This window comes from Cupriavidus sp. 21MJTG02-4 (assembly GCF_057798975.1).
In genome coordinates this window covers 283,259-308,221 of record NZ_JBYOJP010000003.1, presented here as the reverse complement: position 1 = coordinate 308,221, position 24,963 = coordinate 283,259, and the positions used below count along the sequence as shown (strand labels likewise).

Annotated in this window: 19 protein-coding genes; 9 read left to right on the top strand and 10 right to left on the bottom strand. The window is 64.5% G+C overall.

The genetic code is table 11. The features are described from left to right. The first annotated feature begins 120 nt into the window (after positions 1-120). Entirely contained in the window at positions 121-1,014 is an 894-nt protein-coding gene (locus AC3FKH_RS07765) for an alpha/beta fold hydrolase (protein WP_488674354.1), read from the top strand. Here AC3FKH_RS07765 and AC3FKH_RS07760 read toward each other — a convergent pair. After that, the gene (locus tag AC3FKH_RS07760; RefSeq protein WP_488674352.1) at positions 963-2,972 is read right to left on the bottom strand and encodes an acyl CoA:acetate/3-ketoacid CoA transferase; all 2,010 of its coding nucleotides are present in this window, start codon (positions 2,970-2,972) and stop codon (positions 963-965) included. The genes AC3FKH_RS07765 and AC3FKH_RS07760 overlap by 52 nt on opposite strands. A 230-nt stretch (positions 2,973-3,202) precedes the next feature. After that, entirely contained in the window at positions 3,203-3,490 is a 288-nt protein-coding gene (locus AC3FKH_RS07755; RefSeq protein ID WP_488674350.1) for a hypothetical protein, read from the bottom strand. Between the two features lie 1,001 nt (positions 3,491-4,491). Between AC3FKH_RS07755 and AC3FKH_RS07750 the strand changes: the two genes are divergently transcribed. The 4 genes from AC3FKH_RS07750 to AC3FKH_RS07735 all read left to right on the top strand — a co-directional run bounded on the left by AC3FKH_RS07750 (position 4,492) and on the right by AC3FKH_RS07735 (position 8,892). Then, positions 4,492-5,580, top strand: coding sequence for a helix-turn-helix transcriptional regulator (locus AC3FKH_RS07750; RefSeq protein ID WP_488674348.1), 1,089 nt, complete (start codon positions 4,492-4,494; stop codon positions 5,578-5,580). 61 nt (positions 5,581-5,641) lie between these two features. Beyond that, positions 5,642-8,008, top strand: a complete 2,367-nt coding sequence (locus tag AC3FKH_RS07745; protein WP_488674346.1) for a DNA polymerase II — start codon at positions 5,642-5,644, stop codon at positions 8,006-8,008. 240 nt (positions 8,009-8,248) lie between these two features. After that, on the top strand, positions 8,249-8,542 hold the full coding sequence (locus AC3FKH_RS07740) for a hypothetical protein (protein ID WP_488674344.1): 294 nt from the start codon (positions 8,249-8,251) through the stop codon (positions 8,540-8,542). 215 nt (positions 8,543-8,757) lie between these two features. Then, entirely contained in the window at positions 8,758-8,892 is a 135-nt protein-coding gene (locus tag AC3FKH_RS07735) for a hypothetical protein (RefSeq protein WP_488674342.1), read from the top strand. Between the two features lie 132 nt (positions 8,893-9,024). On the opposite strand, the gene AC3FKH_RS07730 is transcribed toward AC3FKH_RS07735, so the two are convergent. The 8 genes from AC3FKH_RS07730 to AC3FKH_RS07695 all read right to left on the bottom strand — a co-directional run bounded on the left by AC3FKH_RS07730 (position 9,025) and on the right by AC3FKH_RS07695 (position 18,907). Beyond that, the gene (locus AC3FKH_RS07730) at positions 9,025-11,478 is read right to left on the bottom strand and encodes a response regulator (protein ID WP_488674341.1); all 2,454 of its coding nucleotides are present in this window, start codon (positions 11,476-11,478) and stop codon (positions 9,025-9,027) included. Then, positions 11,471-12,970 (bottom strand): ATPase domain-containing protein, encoded by a 1,500-nt coding sequence (locus AC3FKH_RS07725; protein ID WP_488674339.1) that lies wholly within the window; start codon positions 12,968-12,970, stop codon positions 11,471-11,473. Before AC3FKH_RS07725 ends, AC3FKH_RS07730 begins: the two co-directional genes overlap by 8 nt. A 289-nt stretch (positions 12,971-13,259) precedes the next feature. Beyond that, complete coding sequence (ggt, locus tag AC3FKH_RS07720; RefSeq protein ID WP_488674337.1) at positions 13,260-14,999, bottom strand: gamma-glutamyltransferase; 1,740 nt, start codon at positions 14,997-14,999, stop codon at positions 13,260-13,262. A gap of 192 nt (positions 15,000-15,191) precedes the next feature. After that, positions 15,192-16,124, bottom strand: a complete 933-nt coding sequence (locus AC3FKH_RS07715; protein WP_488674336.1) for a histone deacetylase family protein — start codon at positions 16,122-16,124, stop codon at positions 15,192-15,194. A 232-nt stretch (positions 16,125-16,356) separates the two neighbouring features. Further along, positions 16,357-16,686 (bottom strand): cupredoxin domain-containing protein, encoded by a 330-nt coding sequence (locus AC3FKH_RS07710; protein ID WP_488674334.1) that lies wholly within the window; start codon positions 16,684-16,686, stop codon positions 16,357-16,359. Between the two features lie 12 nt (positions 16,687-16,698). Further along, positions 16,699-17,226, bottom strand: coding sequence for a DUF4142 domain-containing protein (locus AC3FKH_RS07705; protein WP_488674333.1), 528 nt, complete (start codon positions 17,224-17,226; stop codon positions 16,699-16,701). A gap of 24 nt (positions 17,227-17,250) precedes the next feature. After that, a complete protein-coding gene (locus AC3FKH_RS07700; RefSeq protein WP_488674331.1) occupies positions 17,251-18,021 on the bottom strand; it encodes an RNA polymerase sigma factor in 771 nt (256 codons plus the stop codon). A gap of 148 nt (positions 18,022-18,169) precedes the next feature. After that, on the bottom strand, positions 18,170-18,907 hold the full coding sequence (locus AC3FKH_RS07695) for a GntR family transcriptional regulator (RefSeq protein WP_488674329.1): 738 nt from the start codon (positions 18,905-18,907) through the stop codon (positions 18,170-18,172). Positions 18,908-19,087: 180 nt separating this feature from the next. Here AC3FKH_RS07695 and AC3FKH_RS07690 point away from each other — a divergent pair, with 180 nt between their 5' ends. The 4 genes from AC3FKH_RS07690 (at position 19,088) to AC3FKH_RS07675 (ending at position 24,962) form a co-directional block, all read left to right on the top strand. Beyond that, entirely contained in the window at positions 19,088-20,308 is a 1,221-nt protein-coding gene (locus tag AC3FKH_RS07690; RefSeq protein ID WP_488674328.1) for a pyridoxal-phosphate-dependent aminotransferase family protein, read from the top strand. Positions 20,309-20,511: 203 nt separating this feature from the next. Next, positions 20,512-21,816 carry an MFS transporter gene (locus tag AC3FKH_RS07685; protein WP_488674326.1) on the top strand — a complete coding sequence of 435 codons (1,305 nt, stop codon included), beginning with the start codon at positions 20,512-20,514 and terminating at the stop codon, positions 21,814-21,816. 78 nt (positions 21,817-21,894) lie between these two features. Then, positions 21,895-23,394: an amidase family protein gene (locus AC3FKH_RS07680; protein WP_488674324.1), complete on the top strand. Its 1,500-nt coding sequence runs from the start codon at positions 21,895-21,897 to the stop codon at positions 23,392-23,394. Between the two features lie 119 nt (positions 23,395-23,513). After that, positions 23,514-24,962, top strand: a complete 1,449-nt coding sequence (locus AC3FKH_RS07675; protein ID WP_488674323.1) for an MFS transporter — start codon at positions 23,514-23,516, stop codon at positions 24,960-24,962. The last annotated feature ends 1 nt before the right edge of the window (position 24,963 follow it).

Genomic DNA, 24,963 nt, shown 5'->3' with positions numbered 1-24,963 from the left:
CCGGATGTCCCATCAACGATGTTGACGGCGTACCATCGCCCATGGGCCGGCCGTTCGGAGCTTCTTTTCGCTTTGCGCGGGCGCCCACAGTGCTGTGTCTCACGTTTGCAGGGGCTCACCATGCAAGTTCGGCTGACATTGAGAAACACGCTGCACATTGCCGTGCTCGGCTATTGCCTGCTCCTGGTGTGGATGTATGTGCGCCAGGACCGCTTCATCTACTTCCCGGTCACGAGCGAGGCGTCCTTGTGGCGGGAACAGGTCGCCCATGCCGGCGCCCAGATCATTCCCGGCGTGAACGCGATAGTCGTGGAGCCGCCTGTCGTTGACGCCTCGACGAAAACAGCCCTTTTCTTCCACGGGAACGACGGCAATGCCCTGGAGCGGCTCAGCCTCGCCAGGGTTTTCAACAACCGCGGGTACCGCCTGGTTCTGGCCGAGTATCCCGGGTTTGGCCCCAACCCCGGAAATCCGTCGCAGGCCACGATTGTTCCCGCTGCGTTGGCGTTGATGGGCGAGGTGTCCCGGCGTTGGCCCGGCCCGGTGACGCTGGTCGGCGAGTCCCTGGGGAGTGGCGTGGCGGCGCAGGTGGCCGCGGCCATGCCCGCCAGCATAGAAGAGCTGGTGCTGATCACGCCGTTCCACAGCCTGCGCGAGACCGCGGCTCGGATCATGTGGTTTATCCCGGTCGGCCTGCTATTGAAATCCCCGTTTGATTCCGCCGCCGCGCTCAGGCAATACCATGGGCGTTCGTCGGTGCTGGTCGCAGGCCAGGACGAGCTGGTTGGCCCTCAAGCCGGATTCGCACTGCAGAAGGAACTCGCCGTGCAGGGGCCGTCCACGTTGCTGGTGTTGCCCAAGGCGACACACGACAGCTGGATATCCGGCATTACTGAGGCCGACTGGGACCAGTTGCTGTGCTCCCGCCGCGATCAGCCCCGGCCCGCCGGCTTGGGCAGTCGTCAGGCCGACTGGTCGCGCAAGGACGCCTGCGCCTCGGCCTCGGTTTCGTAGACATAGGGCGCCAGCCCGCGGCGGGCGAGCGTGTCGCCGAGCTTGGCGCGCATGAAGGCGCTGGTGGTGAAGCGGGTGACCCCCATATAAAAGCGCTGCACCATTTCATCGATCATTTCCACGTAGGCATCCTCCACGCCGCGGTCAAGCACGAAACCTTCGTAGTTGACGACGGTATAGACCCTGTGGCCCAGCGGCTCGCAGACGCGGCATACCTGCGTGCGGATCGCGGCGATGTCCTCGGCGCGCTTCACCTCGAGTTGCTCGAAGTTCAGGAACAGGATGTTCTTGTCCGGATCGTAGTCGACGCGTGCTTCCAGCGGCAGGCGCAACACGTCCGCGCGCAGTCCCATCGGTTCGGGGCTGAAGATCCGCGCATCCATCAGGGCGGGCGAGCGCACGATCGGCGTGAAATCCATCTTCGCAAGGATGTCGCGCTCCAGGTCGACGCCGGGCGCAATCTCGATGAGTTCCAGGCCCTGCGCGGTCAGCTCGAATACGCAACGCTCGGTGATATAGAGCACCGGCTTGCCGGACGCGGCTGCATGCGGGCCTGAGAACGTGCGATGTTCGACTTCCTCGACGAACTTCCTGGCGATGCCATCGCGATGAATCTGCAGCTTGCCATCGACCACCGCGATCTCGCTGCCGCCTGCCATGAAGGTGCCGACAAAAACCACCTTCTTCGCATTCTGGCTGATGTTGATAAAGCCCCCGGCGCCGGCCAGGCGCGGCCCGAACCTCGATACGTTCAGGTTGCCCAGGCGATCGGCCTGCGCCAGCCCCAGGAAGGCGAGATCGAGGCCGCCGCCATCATAGAAATCGAACTGGTAGGGTTGGTCGATGATCGCGTCCGGATTGGTCGCCGCGCCAAAGTTGAGCCCTCCGGCAGGGATGCCGCCGATCACGCCGGGCTCCGCGGTGAGCGTCATCAGGTCGAGGATCCTTTCCTCGTTGGCGATGCTCGAAATGCCTTCCGGCATGCCGATGCCGAGGTTTACCACGCTGTTCGGCTTGAGTTCCATGGCGGCGCGTCGCGCGATGATCTTGCGCTCGCTCATCGGCATCGGCGCCACGCTGCTCACCGGCACGCGGACCTCGCCGGAAAACGCCGGGTTGTAGGCCGTGGAAAAGGTCTGCTGGTGGTTTTCGGGTTGCGCCAGGACCACGCAGTCCACCAGCACGCCGGGGATCTTCACCTGGCGCGGATTGAGCGAGCCGTGTTCGGCGATGCGCTCCACCTGCACGATCACCAGGCCGCCGCAGTTGTGCGCCGCCATGGCAATCGCCAGGGCTTCGAGCGTCAGGGCTTCGCGCTCCATGGTGATATTGCCGTCCGGATCGGCGGTGGTGCCGCGCACGATCGCCACGTTGATCGGAAAGGCCTTGTAGAAAAGGTAGTCCTGGTCACCAATGCGCATCAGTTCGACCAGGTCCTCGGTCGTACGCTCGTTGAGCTTGCCGCCGCCATAGCGCGGATCGACGAAGGTGCCCAGCCCGACGCGCGAGAGATGTCCCGGCTTTCCTGCCGCGATATCGCGGAACAGGTGGGTAATCACGCCTTGCGGCAGGTTGTAGGCCTCGATCTGGTTGCCGACCGCGAGCTGCTGCAGCTTTGGCACCAGGCCCCAATGCCCGCCGATGACGCGCTTCACCAGGCCGGGCTGCGCCAGGTGGTTCAGGCCCCGGTCCTTGCCGTCGCCTTGCCCCGCGGCATAAACCAGCGTCAGGTTGCGGGGCTTGGCCATGCTGACCGGGGCCTCGTCATCCTGCGCGAGGCAGAGCGCTTCGATGGCGATGGCGATTTCTTCGGCGAAGCCAATCCCGACGAAGCCGCCGGTCGCCACGGTATCGCCATCGCGGATCAGGCGTACGGCTTCGCGTGCCGACACCAGTTTGCCGTTCTCGCGCGAGTGGACGGCCAGCGATGGACGGATCGGGCTTCCTTGCGTGCTCATGTTCTTCCTTTGCGAAAATTTGGAATACCCGTTAAAGGAACGCCTTGCGCAGATCGGCGCCGCAGCGTTCGCAGATTGCATGCCATTCTGCTCCAGCCAATGCGCTGCCTCAAGATGAGCCACGGGGATCCGGCACATCTTCTGAGTGGTGGGAGAATAGGAAAAAGAATAGGAAAAGGGACATGCCGACGCGATCGGCATGTCCCTTCTTTATCCTGAAATCCGCCTGGTCACTTCCCGGTCTTGGCCTTGTTTGGCGAAGAACCCGGGGTTGGTGGGTGGGCAACCAGTGAGGCTCGGAGCACCGGACCAGGGGTCATGGCTTGCGTCTTGTCTGGAGCAGGTTCGTGGGTGGCCTGACCGTTGTCGTATCCGGTCGAGCAAGCTTCCAGGTAGCCGGGCGGGAATTTCTGTTCCGGCGTTGCCGCCGGCTCGCCATGTGCGGCAGCGCAGAATGTCAGTGCGCCAATGGCAAGAACGTGGCGCCAGGTTGTGCGCAGAAGGGGATCAGCATTCATCAGCGGCTCCGTATCGGTGGCGGCAGACTGCGAGTCCCTAGCCCACTCTCGCAGAAGCTATTGCGTTCGTTGCCGTGTTGGCCGTGAATGACTGAGTTGGCTAGCTTTCGGCCATTACCCGACATTCGGCTCGCCGGAGCGTCGGTTATTTACCGCGCACCTCGGTTCTGTCCAGGAATTCGGGTTGCTCGTAAGCTTATGAAATCGCTCTGAACGCCGCGTCATCGGAAGCGATGACGGACAGGACTAATAACAAAAAAACCTGCACGGAATGTTGCAGCGCAGGCCTCAGCCCACCACTGCCGACCGCTGAAGCGGGCATAGTCGGATAAGCAGTTCTTCGGGGAGTAAATCACAAACCGTCCTGGGACTTGGCATGCCCTTTGCATAAACGTGCGCGAAGGCTACTTTTGACCTCCGGCACTAAAGCGGCAGCATCAAACCACCGCATTCTTCGTGGCCATGGATGGTCCGCAGTGAATCCGAGATAGGGCACCCAATGAAGAACAAGGCGATTGCGGCTGTTGACGCACACCCAGTAGTCACACTCGTGCGGTGGGGAATACGCGAGACAGGCTCTGGCCGAAAGCATTTCGTGGGGTACTGCCTTGAAAACCAGGAGTACAGGGTGAGCACTGCGATTGAGTCTTTCAACCGCCGTACCGGAATCGGTGTGACTGCCAGTGGGCGCCGATATTTGCTGGTAGGCTCGCCCTGCGTCGATAGCGAGTCCAGACGGACATGGCAGGAACTGGCCGTACCGCGTGGAATTGGCGAGTCCAAAGACATCAGCATCGAGTTCACGGCCAGATAAGCGCTCAAGTTGGCTGAAGACCCTCGCTCGCTGCATTGAGGCTCGGTCTTGATGGGATGGCAGGACAAATTTTGCCACTCGTCGTTCCAAGAAGTGACAAGATTTGTCACCGCCTCTGCACTGCTGCAGATGAGCTGTCGCTCAGCAGGCAAACAAATGAGTCATCAGGCACAGGGAGGGGAATTACGTGCCTTCGTCTATCCATTTTCACCGGGCCATGGAGGCGGTGGCCTGCATTGCGGAGGCCGCGCCGCCGTGGGCCGATATCCTGACGGCCACCCGCGACCTGATCGGCGCCGATTCCGGCTCGTTCCTCATGGTCGATGGGGTCCGCGATCTCATGCATGTCAGCCATGTCGGGCTGGCCGACACCACGCTGAAGGCATACGAAGAGCATTTCCACAGGCACGACTTGCTGACGCATGTGGCCGCGAACCAGGACGTTGGCGCCTGGATCGACAGCAACGAGGCGATTCCGCGCGCGACGCTGCTGCGTTCGGCGTTCCACAACGATTACCTGCGACCAAACGCCCAGCGCCAGATCCTGGCGCTGCTGCTCGAGCGCAATGGCTCGCGCATGACCGCCATGAGCTTCCAGCGGGCGTCGATCGAGCCGGACGCGCGCGAGCGCTTGGGCCGTGGCGACATCGGCACTTATGTCCGTGCGTTCCGGGCGGCGCTGGCCACCAAGCAAGGCCTGATTGCGGAGAGCATCGACGTTCTGGAAGAGACGTTCGGTGCCTTTGGCGAGGCGGTGTGCCTGGTGTCGCAGGGTGGCACGGTGGTGCGGATGTCGCCGTTGTGCGGTGCATTGTTCGACAGCCGGCAGGGCCTGACCATCCGGCACGGGCGCCTGTCGCATCCGAACGGCGCGGTCAGTGCGCAGGTCCTCGATCAGCTGCGCCTGGCCATGCGGACCCGCTCACGCACGCACGCGTCGGTCGCGCTGTCGTCGGGAGAGTCGCTGTCGCTCGATATCGCGCCAGCTCCGGCCAAGCTGCAGATGGTCGGCGAGCCGCTGGCGCTGATCCGGCTGCGCCGGAACACCGCGGGCCAGACGCTTGACCTGTCCTGCCTGGTTGCAGAGTTCGGCATTACCAGGGCCGAGGCGCGCGTGCTGGCCGCACTGGTGGGCGGATGCGCGCCGCTGGAGGTCGCGGCGGCGAACTCGGTTTCCGAGCACACCGTCCGCAAGCAGATTGCCAGCCTGAAGGCCAAGATGCAGTGCAGCCGCGTCGTGGACCTGGTGCGGCTGGCGATGCTGTTCCGCGCCTGATCGGTTCCGGGTCCGTCTCTCCGCTAGAATCCTGCCGGGAGCGGTTCTTAAGGTTTGCGGCGTGGCACTTCAACAGGGTTTTATCCTGACCCGACATTGGCGGGATACGCCGGCTGGAACGGAGGTCGAGATCTGGCTGGCAACCGACGACGGACCGCGCCTGCTGCGCCTGCCGCCGCAGCCGGCCATTGCGTTCGTCCCCGAGGCGCAGCGCGAGCGCGCCGAGGCGATGCTGCACGGCGATGGCCAGGCCGAGCTGCGCACGCTCGGGCTCCGGGATTTCCAGCGCAGGCCCGTCCTGGGCCTTTACTGCCGCCAGTACCGGCAACTTGGCCAGCACAGCCGCGCGCTGCGCGATGCGGGCGTGGATGTCTTCGAAGCCGATATCCGGCCGCATGAGCGCTACCTGATGGAGCGCTTCATCACCGCGCCGGTGTCCTACGCCGGCGAAGCCGACAGCAGCGGCGTGCTGTGCAACGCGCAGATGAAGCCCGCACCGGACTACCGGCCGACGCTGCGCGTGGTCTCGCTCGACATCGAAACCAACGCGTTCGGCGATCTCTATTCGATTGCGCTCGAAGGCTGCGGCCAGCGCCAGGTCTATATGCTCGGCGCGGCACCGCCGGCCCCCGCGGAGGTCGACTTCGCGCTCGAATATTGCCCTACACGGCAGGCCTTGCTCGAAAGGCTGAACGCGTGGGTGGCCCGCCATGATCCCGACGCGATCATCGGCTGGAACCTGGTGCAGTTCGACTTGCGCGTGCTGCAGGAGCATGCGCGCCAATTGCAAGTTCCCCTGCGCCTTGGCCGTGGCGGCGCGGAAATGGAATGGCGCGAACACACCAGCCAGCAGCATTATTTCGCGGGCGCCGCCGGGCGCCTGATCATCGACGGCATCGAGGCGCTGCGCTCCGCGACCTGGAGCTTTCCGTCGTTCAGCCTCGAATCGGTGGCGCAGGCGTTGCTGGGCGAAGGCAAGGCGGTCGACAACCCGTATGACCGCATGGATGCCATCGACCGCATGTTCGAGCACGACAAGCCGGCCCTGGCGCGCTACAACCTGCGCGACTGCGAACTGGTGACGCGCATCTTCGCGCAAACGGAGCTGCTGACGTTCCTGCTGGAGCGCGCCACCGTGACGGGCCTGCCAGTGGACCGCAGCGGCGGGTCGGTGGCGGCCTTCACGCACCTGTACATGCCGCTGATGCACCGCCAGGGCTATGTCGCGCCGAACCTCGGCGAGAAGGCGCCGGAGGCCAGTCCCGGCGGCTTTGTCATGGATTCGCGTCCCGGCCTGTATGAATCGGTGCTGGTGCTGGACTACAAGAGCCTCTATCCGTCCATCATCCGCACCTTCCTGATCGACCCCATCGGGCTGGTGGAAGGGCTGGCGCATCCGGACGATGCCGACTCCGTGGCCGGGTTCCGGGGGGCGCGCTTTTCCCGCACGAAGCACTGCCTGCCGGCGATCGTCTCCAGAGTCTGGCAAGGCCGGGACATCGCCAAGCGTGACGGCAACAAGCCGCTCTCGCAGGCGCTCAAGATCATCATGAACGCGTTCTATGGCGTGCTCGGGTCGAGCGGCTGCCGCTTCTTCGATCCACGGCTTGCCTCGTCGATCACGATGCGCGGGCACGAGATCATGCAGCAGACCCGGGCGCTGATCGAGGCCCGCGGCTACGAGGTCATCTATGGCGACACGGATTCCACCTTCGTCTGGCTGCGCCGCGCGCGCACCGAGGCCGACGCCGCACAGATCGGCCGCAGCCTGGTCGCCCACGTCAACGACTGGTGGCGCGAGCACCTGGCGCAGGCCCATGGCCTGGACAGCGCGCTGGAGCTGCAGTTCGAAACGCACTACCGGCGTTTCCTGATGCCGAAGATCCGCGGCACGGACCTGGGCAGCAAGAAGCGTTATGCAGGGCAGGTGCAGCGGCCGGATGGCCGGGCGGAGATGGTGTTCAAGGGACTGGAGACCGTGCGCACGGACTGGTCGCCGCTCGCCCAGCAGTTCCAGCAGACGCTCTATGAAAAGATCTTCAACCGCGAGCCCTACCAGGACTACGTGCGGGACATCGTGCGCCGCACGCTGGCTGGCGAGCTTGACGAGCAGCTGGTCTATCGCAAGCGCCTGCGCCGCAAGCTCGACGACTACCAGCGCAACGTGCCGCCGCACGTCCGTGCCGCGCGCATGGCCGATGCCTATAACGAGCGCCACGGCCGCCCGCTGCAATACCAGCGTGGCGGCTGGATCAGCTATGTGATGACCGTAGCCGGGCCGGAGCCGCTCGAAGCGCGCTCAGCGCCGATCGACTACAGCCACTACGTTGCAAAGCAGCTTCAGCCGATTGCCGACGCGATCCTGCCGTTCCTCGATGATGATTTCGAAACGCTGCTGACCGGCCAGATGGCGCTGTTTCCCGGCTAGGCAGCAATAGCGCGGTGCTTGCCCCAGGCGTTGCGGGGGGCACTTTGGTTGTAGCGATGAATCCTTCAACCAGCGCCCGCCCTGCGAATCGGAAAAATTTGCAAGCGTGTCGCGGCCGCCTCGGCTGCGTGTCGCGATATCGGACAGGCACCGACAAGGCTTTCAGCCGCCATGGCAGATGGCGGGCGGGATTCACGCCGTAGATTGAAGATACTGATTCGTCTTCCACGGAGGTAAATCATGATCCGACGCTACGCGACTTGCCTGACTCTCGGCGTGCTTGCAGCGGCCGCCACCACGACCGCGCTGGCGCGCGACTATGTGGATGACCGGGGGGCTCCGGTCTATGTCGAGCCGGCTCCGGTCTACCATGCGCAGCCCAGCACCATCGCAGCCGGCACGCGTGCGGGCTGGCACGGCGACCGCTATTGGGATGGTCATCGCTGGTGGGAACGTGACGAGTGGAACCGCCACCATCATCATCACCACCATGACAGTCATCACAACCATCACGACGAAGACCACCACGGCTAAACCCGCGGCTTGATGCATCGCGAGGGCATCGGCGGCTGCCTGCGACGGCTTCGTGCCGTCCCTGGCTAGCGCAGATGTCTTCCCGGCAAGGTGGGTGTCGCTTGCCGCGCAGGCGCGCCCGTCATCCCGGCGCCCGTCATCCCGGCATTGCGTGGGCGCCGCGCCTTGGCCGATGGTTTTGTCGCCGGATTGCGGACCGCCAGGGGGCTATCGGCATGCGTACCGAACGCGCCGACATGCACGGGCTCGCCCATGCCGCCCACGACCTGCTGGCCGAAGGCATTCCCGCCAGCACACAACAGCGTCGCTGCAGACGCCACCAGGCCCAGTACCCCGATCCTGCCCATTGAGTTTGCTCCGTCATGCATTGGCCACCGCTGGCCGCTTGCGGACGAGAGCATAGGGGTTCCACGCGTGCGGGGTTGTAACCGTTTGTGAGGTGGCGTGCGCGGGCGGGCCATCATGGCGCCGTTGCCGGCCGATCACGCAAGCGGCCGACGCGAGCCGAGAATTTTTTCGATCTCTCCCATGACCTGCGAGGGGCCATAGGGTTTGCGCAGCATCGGCAGCTTCGCGTCATCCTTGTGAACGGGTATGTCTCCGTAACCGGTCGTAATCAGGACTGGCAAGTCGGAGAGGATCGTCCTGGCCGATCGCGCCAGTTCGGTGCCGGTCATCCCGCCCATCGAGTAGTCCGCGATGATCAGGTCCACGGCGTGGCCGGTGCGCAAGAGGTCGAGCGCATCCTCGCCGGATTCCATTTCGATCGTGTCGAATCCAAGGTCCTCCAGCATCGCGGCCGTGCTTTCGCGGACGATGCGGTCATCGTCGACCACGAGAATGATTGAGCGCCGCTTCCCGTCCGTAGAAGAGACAGTCTGCGCACGAGACCCGAAGCGTTCCGCGATCTGGGCAGAGACCTGAGATTGCCGATAAGGCTTTCGCAGTTTCGGCAGCTCCGGCGCGGTGTCGGCCAGTGCTTCTGCATAGCCGGTCGCGAGAAATGCCGGCAAGCCCGGTGATAGCTCCCGGGCGGCCCTGACCAACTCGACACCGTTCATGCCGGGCATCGAATAGTCCGTGATGAGGAGATCGACGGGAGTGCCTGCACGCAGGATATCGATTGCCTGCGCACCCGTTTCCGCCTCGATGACGATGTGTCCCAGGTCTTCCAGCAGGGCGGCAGTACTTGCACACACCAGCGGGTCGTCGTCGACGACGAGAATCGTCAAGCCTTTCACGCCCTGCGTGTCCCCGGCAGCCTCCGCGACTGTCGCAACGCTCTCGGCCTTGTCCGTCACGGGCAACCACAATTCGGCGCTGGTTCCCCGTCCCGGTTCGCTCCTGAGGCGTAGCGTGCCTTTCAGCTGCCGCGCGAGCCCATGGACCATGGAGAGTCCCAGGCCGGTGCCCTTGCCGATCTCCTTGGTCGAAAAGAAAGGTTCGGTGGCCCGCGCCAGCGTGGCGGCGTCCATGCCTGCGCCGTTATCGGTGACGCTCAGGCAAATATATCTTCCGGCAGCAAGATCGGCCGCCGCGGGCGCGTCCACGACCGTAGAACGGATCGTCAGCATGCCGCCGCTGGGCATGGCGTCGCGCGCGTTGACGACCAGGTTGAGAATGGCCAGCTCCAGTTGATTCGCGTCGATCAATGCCATGGGCATGTCTGGCGATAGCGCGGTGACCAGTTCGATGCCGGGGCCGGCCGAACGCTCGATCAGCGCATGCATGCCGCCAAGGAGTTTCCCGACGTCAACGGGCCCGATGGTCAGGTCTTGCCGCCGGGCGAACGCCAGCAAGCGCTGGGTCAGCTCGGCACCGCGGTTCGTGCCGTGAATCGCGCCGTCGATCAGGCGCGTCACGCGGGCATTCGCCGGAACCTGCTTGCGAAGGAGCTCCAGGTTGCCGAGCACCGCCATCAGCAGATTGTTGAAGTCATGCGCGATACCACCGGTCAGCTGTCCCAGCATTTCCATTTTCTGGGATTGCCGCAGCAATTCCTCCGTTCGTTCGCGCTGGGCAATTTCCTCCAGGATTTTTTGGTGCGCTTGCTCGAGCGCAGCCGTGCGCTCCGCCACACGGGCTTCCAGGCTGCTGTTCAGCAGCTTGAGGGTCTGCTGCGCGGTCTTGCTGCTGGTGATGTCGCGCGAGACGCCCACCAGCCGATAGGATGAGCCCGTCGCCGTGGTGGTCGGCACGCGCCTCGCGCGCATCTCGACCCAATGGATCGATCCATCCGGCCACACGACCCGGTGCTCGGTCGAATACTCGGCACCGGTCTCCACGCTCTTTCGGACGGCGTCCCGCATCGCCGGACGGTCTTCCGCATGGACGCTCGCCAGCAAGTCCGGGTAGCGAAAGAGGGACGCGGGGGCACGTCCGAACATGGCCTTGCAGACATCGGAAGCCGTCAGCGTCCAACGTTCCAGGTCAAGTTCCCAGGATCCCAGTTGTCCCGCCGAGAGCGCGGTGCGCAAGCGCTGCTCGCCCTCCTTCAGTTCTTCAATACGGGCGCGCGCCTCGTATTGGCGCAGACGCGTCTTCACCGCGGTGCGCGCGACGCTTACAAAGGTCGTCGGATGGAAGGGGCGCTCGACGAATGTCACGTTGCCGAGGAGGGTGCAGATGTGGGACGCAATGTCGATGCGGTGCGCGCTGCCCTGCGAATGGGCCAGTACGATGAATGGCAGGTCCGACCAGCTCGGTTGGGCGGCCAGCCATCGGAGCGGGCCACGATGCGGCGATTGAAGGAGGGCTTCTTCGGTAATGACGCAAAAGCACACGTCGTCATCGAGATGGCTTTCACAGGACGCCAGGTCGGGGAGCGACTGCGCGCTGACGCCCACGTCATGCAGCAGCGAAAGCAGGATGGCGCCATCGCGTCCCAGCGGCGCCACGACCAACGCGCGATGCATGGTTTGCGACCCGTCAGGCATTGCGTTCCCGCTCCGTCGCGAGCAGAGGCCCGCGTTCGCCGACGAAGCTTGGCACCCCGCTCAGCACGCCATGGAAGTGCTCCAGCGGACCGCCCAGGTGCAGCCCTGCGGCGCTGATGCCAAACTCGCGAATCGTGGATTCGTGGGCGCCGGTGCGCTTCTTGACCACGGACACGGCGCGGCGCACCTTCCCGAAGGCTTCGAAGTAGCGAAGCAGGATCACTGTGTCGGCCAGGTAGGTGACGTCGACCGGGGCTTTCATGTCCCCGACCAGGCCGTGTTGCGCCACCGTGAGGAACGTCGTGGCGCCTTGCCGGTTCAGGTACTGCAGGAGTTCGTGTATGTGCAGGACGAGCGCGCGTTCCTCGGGCATCGCAGCCTGGTAGCCGTTAAGGCTGTCGATGGCCACGGTTTTCGCATGCGCAAAATCCACCCGCTCCCGCACGCGATGGGAGAACTCGCCGGGGGAAAGCTCGGCCGCGTCGAGTTGCTCGATATGCAGTGCGCCCGACGCCTGCATGCTTTGCAGGTCGATACCCACGGCGCGGGTGCGCTCGAACAGCAGGCCAAGCTCTTCATCGAATACAAAGACCGCCGCGCGCTCGCCGCGGCGAACGGCGGCCGCAATGAACTGGAACACGAAGGTACTCTTGCCGGTGCCTGCCGGCCCAAGGATCAGCGCGCTGGAGCCTTGTTCCAGGCCTCCGCCCAGCAAGGCATCAAGCTCCGGTATCTCGGACTTCATCTGCGTGCGCGCGAACTCGGTGCGATGTTCCGCGGCGACAAGACGCGGAAAAACCGTGACGCCTCCGGGCCTGATGGTGAAATCGTGATAGCCCCCGCGGAATGCCTGGCCGCGATATTTCGAGACGCGCAAGCGCCGGCGTTCGGATCCGTACTCCGGGGCCAGTTGTTCGAGATTGACGACCCCGTGCGCAACGCTGTGGACCGTCTTGTCCATCGACTCGGCGGTCAGGTCGTCAAGCAGCAGCACGGTTGCGCCCTGACGTGAAAAGTAATGCTTGAGGGCCAGAATCTGTCGCCGGTAGCGCAAGGAACTTTGTGCCAGCAGTCGTATCTCCGACAAACTGTCCAGCACCACCCTTGCGGGGCGCACCTTCTCGAAGGCTTCGAATATCTGCCTGGTGGTCTCGCCGAGTTCGAGATCATACGAATGAAGCAGGCTCTGCTGCTGCTCCGCACTTAACAGGCTTTCTGGCGGGACCAGTTCGAAGATCGTGATGTTGTCGCCGAGCAGCCATCCGTGCGAACTTGCGCCTTCCCGCAATTCCAGTTCGGTTTCCGACAACGTCAGGTACAGCGCCGCGTCGTTCGGTTCCGCGAGCAGAAACTGCAGGCCGATCGTCGTCTTGCCCGTGCCGGGACTTCCCTCCAGCAGGAACGCATGTCCGCGGGAAAATCCGCCGCCAAGAATTTCGTCGAGACCGGGTATCCCGGTCGAAGCCTTCGACGCGACAGTCTTGTGATCCATTGGCGACTCCCCGTATCTCTCAGAATAATAGTGCCGACGTCCGCCTTCAATACCTTATCCCAGGTTGCACGCGGGTTTGCTGGCCATGCGGGAGAAGGGGATCAAAGCGTCACGTGGGTCGGCGGGAGGAGGGCAGCCTTATGGGCCACTCAGGCTGAATGCGCGTTGTTGGCCACGACTGCAGGCTGATCCCGCCACGCTAAAAAAGCAAACGGCGCGAGCCGACTGGTCTCGCGCCGTTTGCCTTTATTCCTGTCCGCCCAAAGGGCGGCCAGCGTGCAATGCCGAATCAATAACCGGCGGCCAGCCCGGTGTTGCGACGCGGGTCATTGGCGCCATAGAACCGGTTGTTCCCGACCGGCTTGCCACCGAGCGCCGGTGCGCCGACGATGATGGCCGCCAGGTGGTTGGCAGGCTGTGGCGGGCCGAAGCGATGCCCCATGTCTTCCAGGATCTTGCGCGTATCCGGGGACAATGTGTAGTCCTCCACATTGGTCAGGTCCGGCAGCCATTGCTGATGGAAACGCGGCATGTCCACGGCTTCCTGCACGTTCATGTTGTAATCGATGGCGTTGATCATGGTCAGCAGTACCGCTGTGATGATGCGGCTGCCGCCTGGCGTGCCCACCACCATCACCGGCTTGCCGTCCTTGGTGACAATGGTCGGGCTCATCGACGAGAGCGGGCGCTTGCCCGGGGCAATGGAATTGGCCTCGCCCTGGACCAGGCCATAGAGGTTCGGCACGCCGACCTTGGCGGTAAAGTCGTCCATCTCATCGTTCAGGACCACGCCTGTCGTAGCTGCCGTCACTTTCGCGCCAAACCAGTCGTTGAGCGTGTACGTGACGGAAACGGCGTTGCCGTCCTTGTCGGCGATCGAGTAATGCGTGGTGTTGCTGCCTTCATGCGGCGCCACGCCGGGCTTGATGTCCTTCGAAACGCCTGCCTTCTTCGGGTCGATCGCTGCGCGGATCTTCGCGGCGTAGTTCTTGTCCAGCAGGCGGTCCAGCGGGTTCTTTACGAAGTCAGGATCGCCCAGGTAGCTGTTGCGGTCGACATAGGCGTGGCGCATGGCTTCGATCTGGTAGTGCACCGCCTGCGCGGAGTGGTAGCCCAGGTCCTTGAGCGGGTAGCCTTCCAGGATGTTCAGCATCTCGCAGATGACCACGCCGCCCGAGCTGGGCGGCGGCGCCGACACGACGTGATAGCCACGGTAATCGCACTCGACCGGCGCCAGTTCGCGCGTCTTGTAATCATCGAGATCCGCCTGCGTGATCAGGCCCTTTCCTGCCTGGCTGGAGGCAACGATCGCCTTCCCTACCCAGCCCTGGTAGAAGCCTTCGGTGCCCCCGTTGCTGATCGCGCGCAGCGTCTTGGCCAGGTCGCGTTGAACCAGCTTCTGGCCCACCTGGAACGGTTGGCCCTTGTTCAGGAAGATTGCGCCGGAAGCCGGGTCTTGCTCGAAGTCCTTGGTTGCGGTGAGCAGCATATCCACGTCGCCCTGCTGGAGCGTGAAGCCGTTCTCCGCGAACTTGATGGACGGGGCGATCAGGTCGGCGCGCTTCATCGTTCCATACTTGCGGCGCGCGTACTCCATGCCTGACACGGTGCCGGGCACGCCCACGGCCAGATGTCCCTTGGTGGAGGCGCCCTTGATCACGTTGCCGTCCTTGTCCAGGTACATGTTCGCCGTCGCACCCTTGGGCGCGACCTCCCGGAAGTCAAGGAATGTCTTGCGGCCATCGGCCAGCTGGATGGTCATGAATCCGCCGCCACCGAGGTTGCCCGCGGCCGGATACACCACGGCCAGCGCATAACCCACCGCCACGGCGGCATCGACCGCGTTGCCGCCGCGCTTCAGCACATCGACGCCGACTCGGGTAGCCAGGTGCTGCGCGGTGACGACCATGCCGTTCTCGGCGGCGACCGGCGCCACGGAAGCCGCATACGATGACGGCGCGAAGCTGGTCGTCAGACAGAGGGATGCAATCGCGGCGGTGAACCACCGCAAGCCTGGCTTCGGATTCATGGAGTCTCCTGGTAAATGCTGCGTAGGCGAACCGTGCTAACGACATTGCCCAAGACGCCAATGAATAACCGTGCCTATGGTTTTGTGTTGGCACGTATGAAAAGAACCGGCTGCAACGTGGCAGCCGGTTATGTTTCGTGGCGCTTGTGGCGCACAAATCTTCTCATAAAGGCGCGCTGCCGCCCAACACCTTTACGCCATCAGCGCGCTGACATGGGCCGCCGTACTCGTGGCCAATGCGTCGAGGCTGTAGCCGCCTTCCAGGATCGACACGATGCGGCCGTTGCACGTTTCGTCGGCAATCTGCATCAGTTCCCGGGTGATCCAGTGGAAGTCGCCGTCCTCCAGGTTCATGCCCGCGAGCGGATCCAGGCGATGCGCGTCGAAGCCCGCGGAGACAATGACGATGTCGGGGGCGAACGCCCTTAGCGCGGGAAGCAGCAGGGCCGAAATCGCGGCACGAAACTGCGCAGGCTCACAGCCGCGCGGCAACGGGATGTTGACGATATTGTGGTCCACCCCTGTCTCGGACCGGGCTCCCGTGCCTGGATAGAAAGGCGACTGGTGGCTGGAGGCGTAGAACAGCTCGGGTCGGTCAAAGAATGCTGCCTGGGTGCCGTTGCCGTGATGCACATCGAAATCGACCACGGCGACGCGCTCGAGTTTGTGCACTGCAAAGGCGTAGGCCGCCGCGATGGCGGCCTGGTTGAAAATGCAGAAGCCCATCGCCTTCGCCGGTTCAGCGTGATGGCCGCACGGCCGCGTCGCGCAGAACACGTTGCGCGCCTGGCCGTCCATCACCGCATCGACCCCCGCGCAAGCCGCCCCGACGCAGCGCATGACGGCCTCCCACGAGCCCGGCGACATGACGGTGTCGCCCGCGTCCAGCGGCGCGTATCCCCGGGAGGGGGCACTTTGCGCGATCTCGTCGATGTAGTGCGAATCGTGGATCAGTTGCAGCTGCTCGACGGTGCCCATCGGCGCGTCGCGCCATTCCAGCGCAGCGAACTCGGGCGTTCGCAATGCCTGCACGACGGCTTTCAGGCGTTCTGGCGACTCCGGATGGTGCGGCCCGGGCCGGTGTTCGAGACAGGCGGTGTGGGTGTAAACAATCGTCGTTGTCATGTTCGGCTGGGCTCGTTTTTCAACCGGCGACTTCCCCTGAATCGCACGCCGCCGGCTGCGTGGATCTCACGGGCATCCTATCAGATATGTAATATATCAGGAGACTGGCGTCGAAACGTATCCTGACGTTGGCCCCGCCTGGCATTTGCTGGTCAAAGGGGAAATCGCCCCGGCGGGGCCGGGGCGAGGACTGACCGCGAACGGTCCGCGTCGGTAACGGGGTTGGGGTGACCTACTTGACCCGCAACGTCCCCTTCATCGTCGGATGGAATGTGCAGACGTAGGGATAGGCGCCCTTCCGGGCCGCCATGTATCGCCACGATTCTCCCGGCGCGATGCTTTTCGAGTCGAACCCGCCGGCCGGGGAGGTCACGGTGTGGGGGAACGGATCCTTGTTGACCCAGACAACGGTGTCCCCCACGTTGACAGCCAGTTCCTGCGGCGCGTATGCCGTGGCGTCGATCGTGACGGTGTGGGTCGCCGGCGCGGCGCTGACGGGCTGCGCCGGGCCGGCGAGCATCAAGCCCAATGACAAGAGCAGGGCGATATGCGGGTATCGCATGGCCTGGAACCGTTACTTCTTGGCGAGTTCGGTCTGGATATGCCTGGCATGTTCCAGGTGCGCGACGAAAGCGGGACGCACCTTGACCAGCAAGGCCTTGAGTTCCTCGTTCTTGGCGTTCGGAATGAGCGTCTTGTCCATGGCATCGATCACGGCCTGGTGGTACGTGACCTCGTTGTCGACATAGGCGCGGTCAAATTGCGCGCCCTTCAGCCCCTTCAGGTTCTCGATGTTCTTGTCGCCACCGGCCTTGAGACTCTGGCTGGTGGGGTTGTCCTCGGGGGTGACATTGAGCTTCTTGACCAGTGCGGTGGCGGACTTGTTGACACCGGTATGGTCCGTGACCATCTGCTTGCCGAACGCCTTCACGTCCTTGTTCGAGGCTTTGGACTCGGCGAGTTTTCCGGCATCGATATCGACCTGGTTGGCCGTGACGACGATGGAGGCGATCTGGGCGTCGTTGGGGGCGGCGTTCTGCGCCGTGGCGACATTGGCTGTCACGGCGAGCAGGCTGGATACGAGCATGCTGGCGATCTTCATGGTGTTTCCTCCTTGTTGGGTGAGTCACTGAACAACACGCGCGCCAGATGGCGTCGCTGATCCGTGGGGGCGGACCACCCCGTGGCGGTGAAGGGCGCCAAGCACGTGATGGACCACCGCGTCGCAGCGCGGGCCGGCAAAGCTGAAGGTTTGCTGCAGATAAGGCTTCACCTGTTCGGCAAGCGACTGGCGCAGCATCGTGCGCGCGCGCAGGAAGCGGGTCTTCACCACGTCGTGGCTGACGCCCAGGCAGTAGGCGGTCTCCTCGACGCTCATGTCTTCGACGGCGCGCAATATGAATACGCTGCGGTAGATCGCCGGCAAGGTTTCGACCGCGGACTGCAGGATGTTGCGTACCTCGCTGCGCTCGGCCATGACCTCGGGCGATTGGTCGTCGGGGGTGCGATGGGACATGGCGTTCTCCAGTGCGGGTTCGTCGGGCAGGTCTGGTTCGTCGACCAGCCCTTCCATCTGCACGATCCGGCCTCTGGTGCGCTGCGCGGTCAGGGCGACGTTGATCGCGATGCGCGCAAGCCAGGTGCTCAGCGCGGCCTCGCTGCGAAAGGTATGGAGGTTGGTGAAGGCGCGCAGATACGCTTCCTGCACCACGTCCTGCGCTTCGTCATCATCCGGCACCACGCCACGCGCCGTCCGGAACAGCAAACGATTGTTGCGTCGCATGATGACTTCGAAGGCCGACGCATCGCCGGCCTGCGCGCCGACGATCAGCTCGGCATCCGTGCGGGGATCGGCCGCAGCCGACCGGGGTGTCCGGGCATTCCGAGCAGTGTCCATACGGGAAAGGGCGGCTCCTTTTTATCGTTCCTGAACATTAGACGCGCGAGGCGAAAAAAGGTGACAGAAACGCGGGAGCCGTCGTCCCGCCAGGGCTCAGTGGCGTGGCCTGACGGGCTCGACCATGCATGGCCGGCGGCGCTGAATCTCAGTCGCGGGATCCCGCTGAGGCCGCTTGCGCCGCTTCCGCCTCGGCCGCCTGCAGGTTCAGCACGGCGTCGCGCTTGTCGAGCAGATGCTGGCGCAGGATTGCTGCCAGGCGCTTGCCGTCACGCGCTTCCAGCGCCACCAGCATCTCGTCGTGGTCGTGGATCGCGCTGTCCCACTTCGATTTCTGGAAGTTCGAACGGAACCGCAAGGCCTGCAGCCTGCGATTCACGGCCAGGTAGGTCTGGCGCAGCGCGCTGTTGCGCGCGGCCAGGTTGATGCGGTCGTGGATCTGGCGGTTGTAGTTGTAATAGCCCGACAAGTCCTCCTGCGCACGGCACGCCAGCATGGCGTAGTGCAGGGCCTTGATTTCCGCGAGATCCACCGGCGTGATGCGTTCGCAAGCGAGTTCGCCCGACATCGCCTCCAGGCCGCTCATCAGCTCGAACGTGTCCAGGATCTCCGTCGCCGAGAGGCTGGCGACCGTGGCGCCGCGATTGGGCGAGATGTCGATCAGCCCTTCGGCCGCGAGCACCTTGAACGCCTCGCGCAGCGGGGTGCGCGAAATGCCAAGCGTTTCGCACAGATCGCGCTCGTTCAGCTTGGTGCCTGCCTTCAGCACGCCCTCCACGATGAAGTTGCGCAGGTGGCCCACCACGGTGTCATGCAGGCGCTGCCGCTCAACCTTGGGGAGCACGGACGCGAACGAAGTTTCGCCGGAAGAAATGGGATCTTGCATGCAAAGTCCAACGAGGGTCGGTTTCCTCGCGATTCTATCAGACGCCTAGCACACTGCCGACAACACGCAAGTCCTTGATGGGTCGGGTAAACACTGCGCATTTTTCTTGTTGCCGCCCCCTTTCTTTATCGGCCCCGCCTGCTAAAGTATTTTGAATGCAAAATTCAACAGGAGGAGTAAATGCTGAAACTGGACTTCCATCCCGCTGGCCGTCATTTCCTGCAGATCCCCGGACCGAGCCCGGTGCCGGACCGCATCCTGCGCGCTATCAGCTACCCGACCATTGACCACCGCGGTCCCGAGTTTGGGGCGCTGGGGCTGAAGGTGCTGGCCGGCATCCGCCAGATCTTCAAGACCGAGCAGCCGGTCGTGATCTATCCGGCCTCCGGGACGGGCGCCTGGGAAGCCGCGCTGTCCAATACGCTGAGCCCGGGCGATACCGTGCTCATGTTCGAGACCGGCCATTTCGCCACGCTCTGGAAGAAGATGGCCGAGAAGCTCGGCCTGCGTCCGGAATTCCTCGGTCTGCCGGGCATCGAGGGCTGGCGGCGCGGCGTGCAGGCAGACATGATCGAGGCGCGCCTGCGCCAGGACAGCGGCCATGCCATCAAGGCCGTGTGCGTGGTGCACAACGAAACCTCGACCGGCGTCACGTCCGATATCGCCGCCGTGCGCAAGGCCATCGACGCCGCGGGGCACCCGGCCTTGCTGATGGTCGACACGATCTCCGGGCTGGCCTCGGCTGACTATCGCCATGACGAGTGGGGCGTGGACGTGACGGTCTCGGGCTCGCAGAAGGGTCTGATGCTGCCGCCGGGCATCAGCTTCAACGCCGTGTCGCCCAAGGCCATCGAAGTCGCCAAGACGGCGCGGCTGCCCCGCAGCTTCTGGGACTGGGAAGAAATCATCGCCATGAACCAGACCGGCTACTGGCCGTACACGCCGAGCACGAACCTGCTCTATGGCCTGTCGGAAGCGCTGGACATGATCCTCGAAGAAGGGCTCGACAACGTCTTCGCGCGCCACCAGCGCCTGGCGGAAGCGTGCCGCCGCGCGGTGCGCGCATGGGGGCTGGAGATCCAGTGCGCGGACCCGTCGGTCTACAGCCCGGTGCTGACCGGCGTGATGATGCCCGACGGCATCGACGCGGACGCCGTGCGCCGGCTCATCTATGACCGCTTCAACATGTCGCTCGGCGCGGCGCTGGGCAAGATGAAGGGCCGCATGTTCCGCATCGGCCATCTCGGCGACTGCAACGACCTCACGCTCATGGCCACACTGTCCGGCTGCGAGATGGGGCTGAAGCTGTCGGGCGTCCCGCTGGCCGCCAGCGGCGTTGCCGCGGCCATGGACTATCTCGCCGCCCACGCGTGCCCCTTGCCTTTGAGGGCCGCCGCCTGACGCGGGCCGCCGGGGCAGGTGGCCGCGGCGCGCGCCGGTTCGCATCGCAAGGCCGGGGAGAGCCCTGCAGCGAACCGGTCGCCAGCACGCTGGCACGCGCGCGGTCGCCGGCTCCGGCGGTACAGGCTTGTTCCACACAGCACTGATCGAATCAGGATCGGCGCAGCAGCACTGACGTACCTGACAATACAAAAGGAGACGCTGTGGAAACTACCCTGCAGGCCGGGGCAAAGGTGAGTTCGTACGAAGACGCCGTTTATCGCAAGGTAAGCTGGCGCCTCGTGCCGTTCCTGATGCTTTGCTTCCTGATTGCCTATCTCGACCGAGTCAACGTCGGCTTTGCCAAGCTCCAGATGTCGCAGGACCTTGGCTTCAGCGAAACCGTCTACGGCCTTGGCGCCGGCATTTTCTTCATCGGATATTTTCTCTTCGAAATCCCCAGCAACCTGGCGCTCCACCGCTTCGGCGCCAAGGTCTGGATCGGCCGCATCATGGTCACATGGGGTTTGCTGTCGGCATGCTTCGTGTTCGTGGAGACACCGACCGCCTTCTATACCCTGCGTTTCCTGCTGGGCCTGGCGGAAGCCGGCTTCACGCCCGGCATCGTGTACTACCTGACGTGCTGGTACCCGTCGCACCGCCGCGCCAAGATCATGGCGATCTACTGCATGGGCTCGCCGCTGTCGGGCATCATTGGCAACCCGCTGTCCGGCTTCCTGATGGGCAGCATGGGCGGCATCGCGGGCTGGGCGGGGTGGCAGTGGATGTTCTTCATCGAAGCCGTGCCTGCGGTGGTGCTCGGCCTGACGTGCTTCTGGTACCTGGACAGCTCCATCGCCAAGGCCAAATGGCTCAGTGACGACGAGAAGCAGGTGCTCGAACGCGCCAAGGCGGAGGACAACAAGGCGGCGGGCCCCGTGGCGCGCGTGGGCAATGTCTTCACCGACCCGCGGGTCTGGCTGATCAGCCTGATCTGCTTCTGCTACGTCACCGGCCAGTACGGCATCACGCTGTGGCTGCCCACGTTCATCAAGTCGACAGGCGTCTCCGACCCGATACAGATCGGGCTGCTCAGCGCGATCCCGTATATTGCTGCGATCATCACCATGTACTTCTTCGCCAAGAGCGCGGACAAGCACCGCGAACGGCGCTGGCACCTGATCGTGCCCTGCATGATGGGCGCCATCGGTTTCCTGGCGCTGCCATGGATCATGCATAGCACGGCGCTCTCGCTGGTGTTCCTGTCGATCGCCGCGGCCGGCATCCTGACCTGTTCGCCGCTGTTCTGGTCACTGCCCACGGCGTTCCTCAGCGGCGCGGCAGCGGCCACGGCGATCGCCATGAGCAACTCGATCGGCAACCTGGCCGGCTTTACCAGCGGCTACATGATCGGGTATCTCCGTGACCTGACCCAGAGCAGCAGCAGCGCGTACTACATGATCGCGGGCATGCTTGTTCTCGGCGCGTTTCTCATCTGGACGTTGCCGGCAAAGCTGGTCAACCGGTAGCGCATAAGGGGGGCGGCATGCCGCTCCCCAACGACTCAACCACCCGGCGCCTGCGCGTCGGGTGCAAGGAAAGCAAACATGGAATCCAACCTCGAATCCGGCACCAGCGTCATGGAGGCCACCGTGTCAGGCGTGCATGCCGCCATGCGCGAAGGCCGGCTCACCGCGCGCCAGCTGGTGCAGGGCTATCTGGACCGGATTACGGCCTATGACAAGCGCGGCCCGCGCATCCACAGCGTGCTGCAGCTCAATCCGCAGGCACTGGCGGAAGCCGGGCAGCTCGATGCGCATGCCGCGGCAAGCCCGTCAGCGCCGCTGGCGCCTTTGCATGGCATCCCCGTGCTGATCAAGGACAACATCGAATGCGCCGGGGTCGAGACGACGGCAGGCGCGCGATGCCTGCAGGGCAACCTGGCGCGGGAGGATGCCTTTATCGTGCGCCGCCTGCGCGAAGCCGGCGCCATCGTGCTGGCCAAGACCAACCTGCACGAGCTGGCGTCTGGCGGCGAGACCGTCAGCACGCTGGGCGGGCAGACCCTGAACCCTTATGACCTGACGCGCACGCCCGGTGGCTCCAGTGGCGGCACCGGCGCCGCCATCGCGGCCAGCTTCGGGCTGCTGGGCATCGGCACGGATGGCATCAACTCGGTCCGCTCGCCGGCGTCGGCGAACAACCTTGTCGGCCTGCGCCCGACCATGGGGTTGGTCAGCCGCAGCGGACTGGTCCCGTGCGGGCTGACGCAGGACACCATCGGTCCGCTCACGCGCACCGTGGCCGATGCCGCGCTGCTGCTCGACGTCATTGCCGGCCACGATCCGGCAGACCCGGTGACCAGCCAGGCGACTGCGCATCTCCCGCGAAGCTACACCGATGGGCTTGACCGCGATGGCCTCAAAGGCGCACGCATCGGCGTGCTGCGTTCGTTCTTTGGCAGTGGGGCGGAGCATCGCGCGGTCAATGCCGTCATGCAACGTGCGCTGGCCACCATCGAGGCCCGCGGCGCCGAGCTGGTCGAGATCGACGAGCCGATCCACCCCGACACGCTGCTGGCCGACACGCTGGTGCACCTGTACGAAATGCAGGCCGATCTCGACGCCTACCTTGCCAAAGTGCCGTCCGCCGTGCCGGTCCGCTCGATGGCAGACATGATCGCTTGCGGGACCGTGCATCCCGGCGTCGCCGGCACGCTGAAGCACGCCGTGGCGCTGGCAGGCAACGAGCGCGAATACCGCGAGCGTCTGCAGCGCCAGCAAGCCTTGCGCGATCGCATCCTCGGGCTGATGGCGATGCATCGTCTCGATGCGCTGGCGTTTCCGCACCAGCGGCGCCTGGTCGCGCCCGTGGGCGAGGCCCAGGCCGAGCGCAATGGCGTGCTGGCCTCGGCCACGGGCTTCCCGGCCATCGTCATACCGGGGGGCTTCTCCGAGCCGGACGCCAATGCGCCGCGTGGCGTGCCGGTCGGGCTGGAGTTCTTCGGCCGGCCGTTCTCCGAAAGCGTGCTGTTGCGACTGGCCTTTGCGGCCGAGCAGGCCATCGGCGCACGACGGCCACCCGACTGCGTACCGGCGCTGACATAACGCGGATACCGCGGCGCCGCAGGCGCACTTTCTTTGCTGCTCTGCCAAGACCGGCCAACGATGCCGGCAACAGGTTTGCGGATACACCGTGACTGACCTCAATTCGAGGAGGAGACAACATGGGCGCAGAAGTGAATGTTCAATCGTCGCGTTCCCCCCAGCAGCACGAACTCGACCGGGCAATGGATGGCATCGGCGTTACCGCCGCACACAAGAAAATCATTTTCCTGATCATGCTGGGCGTGATGTTCGATGTCTTCGAGCAGAACGCCGTGGGCCTGGTCGGACCCATCTTGCGCGAGCAATGGGGCATATCGGTCGCGCATATCGGCTTTCTCAATACGCTGACCTTCAGCGCGGCCGCGCTGGGACGCGTGGCGTCCGGCTATATCGCGGACAGCTACGGCCGGCGCACGATGCTGAACGTGAACCTGCTGCTGTTCACGCTGGGCGCGATCATCTGCGCGCTGGCGCCGAACTACACGGTGCTGGCGGCGGGCCGGTTCATTGTCGGCATCGGGCTCGGTGGAGAAATATCGGTCGCCGTGACGATCCTTGCCGAGCTGTGCTCCACGCGCTTTCGCGGCACCGCGGTCGGCATGGTCAGCGTGGGCAGCGGGGGGCTAGGCAATATGCTCGCGCCTGCCTTCGGTCTGGCTGTGTTCGCGCTGTTCCCGGGACCGGACAGCTGGCGCTGGCTGTTCGGCTGCCTGGTGGCGCCCGCCATCTTCGTCGTGTTTTACCGTCGCTTCATCCCGGAGACTCCGCGCTTCCTGTTGTCGAAGGGGCGCGTCGATGAGGCGAACGTCGTGCTCTCCGGCCTTGCCTCCGGGCGGCTGGGCAAACTGCGCGGCGAGCCGACGCAATACATCAAGGAAGCCGTCCGGGACGACTCGCCCCGGGCCCGTGTGCGGCTGCGCGACGTGTTCCAGGGCCGGCTGGGCCGGCGCACGATCGCGCTCGGTATCGCGGTGTCGATGACGTATGGCGCGCAGATCTCGGTGCTGACGCTGATGCCGACCATCCTCATGTCGCAGGGCTACACCATCTCGAAAAGCCTGTTGTTCACGATGGTGATGCAAAGCGGCAGCCTGTTCGGTGCGCTGGCGGCTTCGTATTGCGGCTATCACTTTCCGCGCAAGCGCGTGCTGACCATTGGTGCCGGGCTGGCGTGCGCGGCGGGGCTCAGCTTCGGCTTCCTGACGTTCAACGTAGGGCTGGTGCTGCTGTTCGGGGCCTGCTTCACGTTCTGCGTGGTGCTGCTGAATACCTCGATCTGGATCTTCGCGCCGGAGCAGTATCCGACCGACGTCCGCGCCTTCGGCACCTCGCTGATCCTGGCGCTCGGTACACTGGCTGGCGCGCTGACGCCGCTGGTGAGCGGGCGCGTGTTTGAAACCTACGGCGTGGGCGGCATGTTCAGCATGCTGGCCGCTATGTACGCGGTGTTCGCCGTGAGCGTACAGTTCGCGCCGGAGACGTTTGGCAGGCCGATGGGCGAGCCCGAGGTGGAAGACGAGCCGCAGCTGGCCGTCGACACGCGTACCGCCAGCGCCGGCCAATCCTGAA

Bases quoted from the DNA above. Each gene is read 5' to 3' on its own strand.
- AC3FKH_RS07765 (WP_488674354.1), top strand. From the start codon at position 121: ATGCAAGTTCGGCTGACATTGAGAAACACGCTGCACATTGCCGTGCTC.
- AC3FKH_RS07760 (WP_488674352.1), bottom strand. From the start codon at position 2,972: ATGAGCACGCAAGGAAGCCCGATCCGTCCATCGCTGGCCGTCCACTCG.
- AC3FKH_RS07755 (WP_488674350.1), bottom strand. From the start codon at position 3,490: ATGAATGCTGATCCCCTTCTGCGCACAACCTGGCGCCACGTTCTTGCC.
- AC3FKH_RS07740 (WP_488674344.1), top strand. From the start codon at position 8,249: ATGATCCGACGCTACGCGACTTGCCTGACTCTCGGCGTGCTTGCAGCG.
- AC3FKH_RS07735 (WP_488674342.1), top strand. From the start codon at position 8,758: ATGCGTACCGAACGCGCCGACATGCACGGGCTCGCCCATGCCGCCCAC.
- AC3FKH_RS07730 (WP_488674341.1), bottom strand. From the start codon at position 11,478: ATGCCTGACGGGTCGCAAACCATGCATCGCGCGTTGGTCGTGGCGCCG.
- AC3FKH_RS07725 (WP_488674339.1), bottom strand. From the start codon at position 12,970: ATGGATCACAAGACTGTCGCGTCGAAGGCTTCGACCGGGATACCCGGT.
- ggt (WP_488674337.1), bottom strand. From the start codon at position 14,999: ATGAATCCGAAGCCAGGCTTGCGGTGGTTCACCGCCGCGATTGCATCC.
- AC3FKH_RS07715 (WP_488674336.1), bottom strand. From the start codon at position 16,124: ATGACAACGACGATTGTTTACACCCACACCGCCTGTCTCGAACACCGG.
- AC3FKH_RS07710 (WP_488674334.1), bottom strand. From the start codon at position 16,686: ATGCGATACCCGCATATCGCCCTGCTCTTGTCATTGGGCTTGATGCTC.
- AC3FKH_RS07705 (WP_488674333.1), bottom strand. From the start codon at position 17,226: ATGAAGATCGCCAGCATGCTCGTATCCAGCCTGCTCGCCGTGACAGCC.
- AC3FKH_RS07700 (WP_488674331.1), bottom strand. From the start codon at position 18,021: ATGGACACTGCTCGGAATGCCCGGACACCCCGGTCGGCTGCGGCCGAT.
- AC3FKH_RS07695 (WP_488674329.1), bottom strand. From the start codon at position 18,907: ATGCAAGATCCCATTTCTTCCGGCGAAACTTCGTTCGCGTCCGTGCTC.
- AC3FKH_RS07690 (WP_488674328.1), top strand. From the start codon at position 19,088: ATGCTGAAACTGGACTTCCATCCCGCTGGCCGTCATTTCCTGCAGATC.
- AC3FKH_RS07680 (WP_488674324.1), top strand. From the start codon at position 21,895: ATGGAATCCAACCTCGAATCCGGCACCAGCGTCATGGAGGCCACCGTG.
- AC3FKH_RS07675 (WP_488674323.1), top strand. From the start codon at position 23,514: ATGGGCGCAGAAGTGAATGTTCAATCGTCGCGTTCCCCCCAGCAGCAC.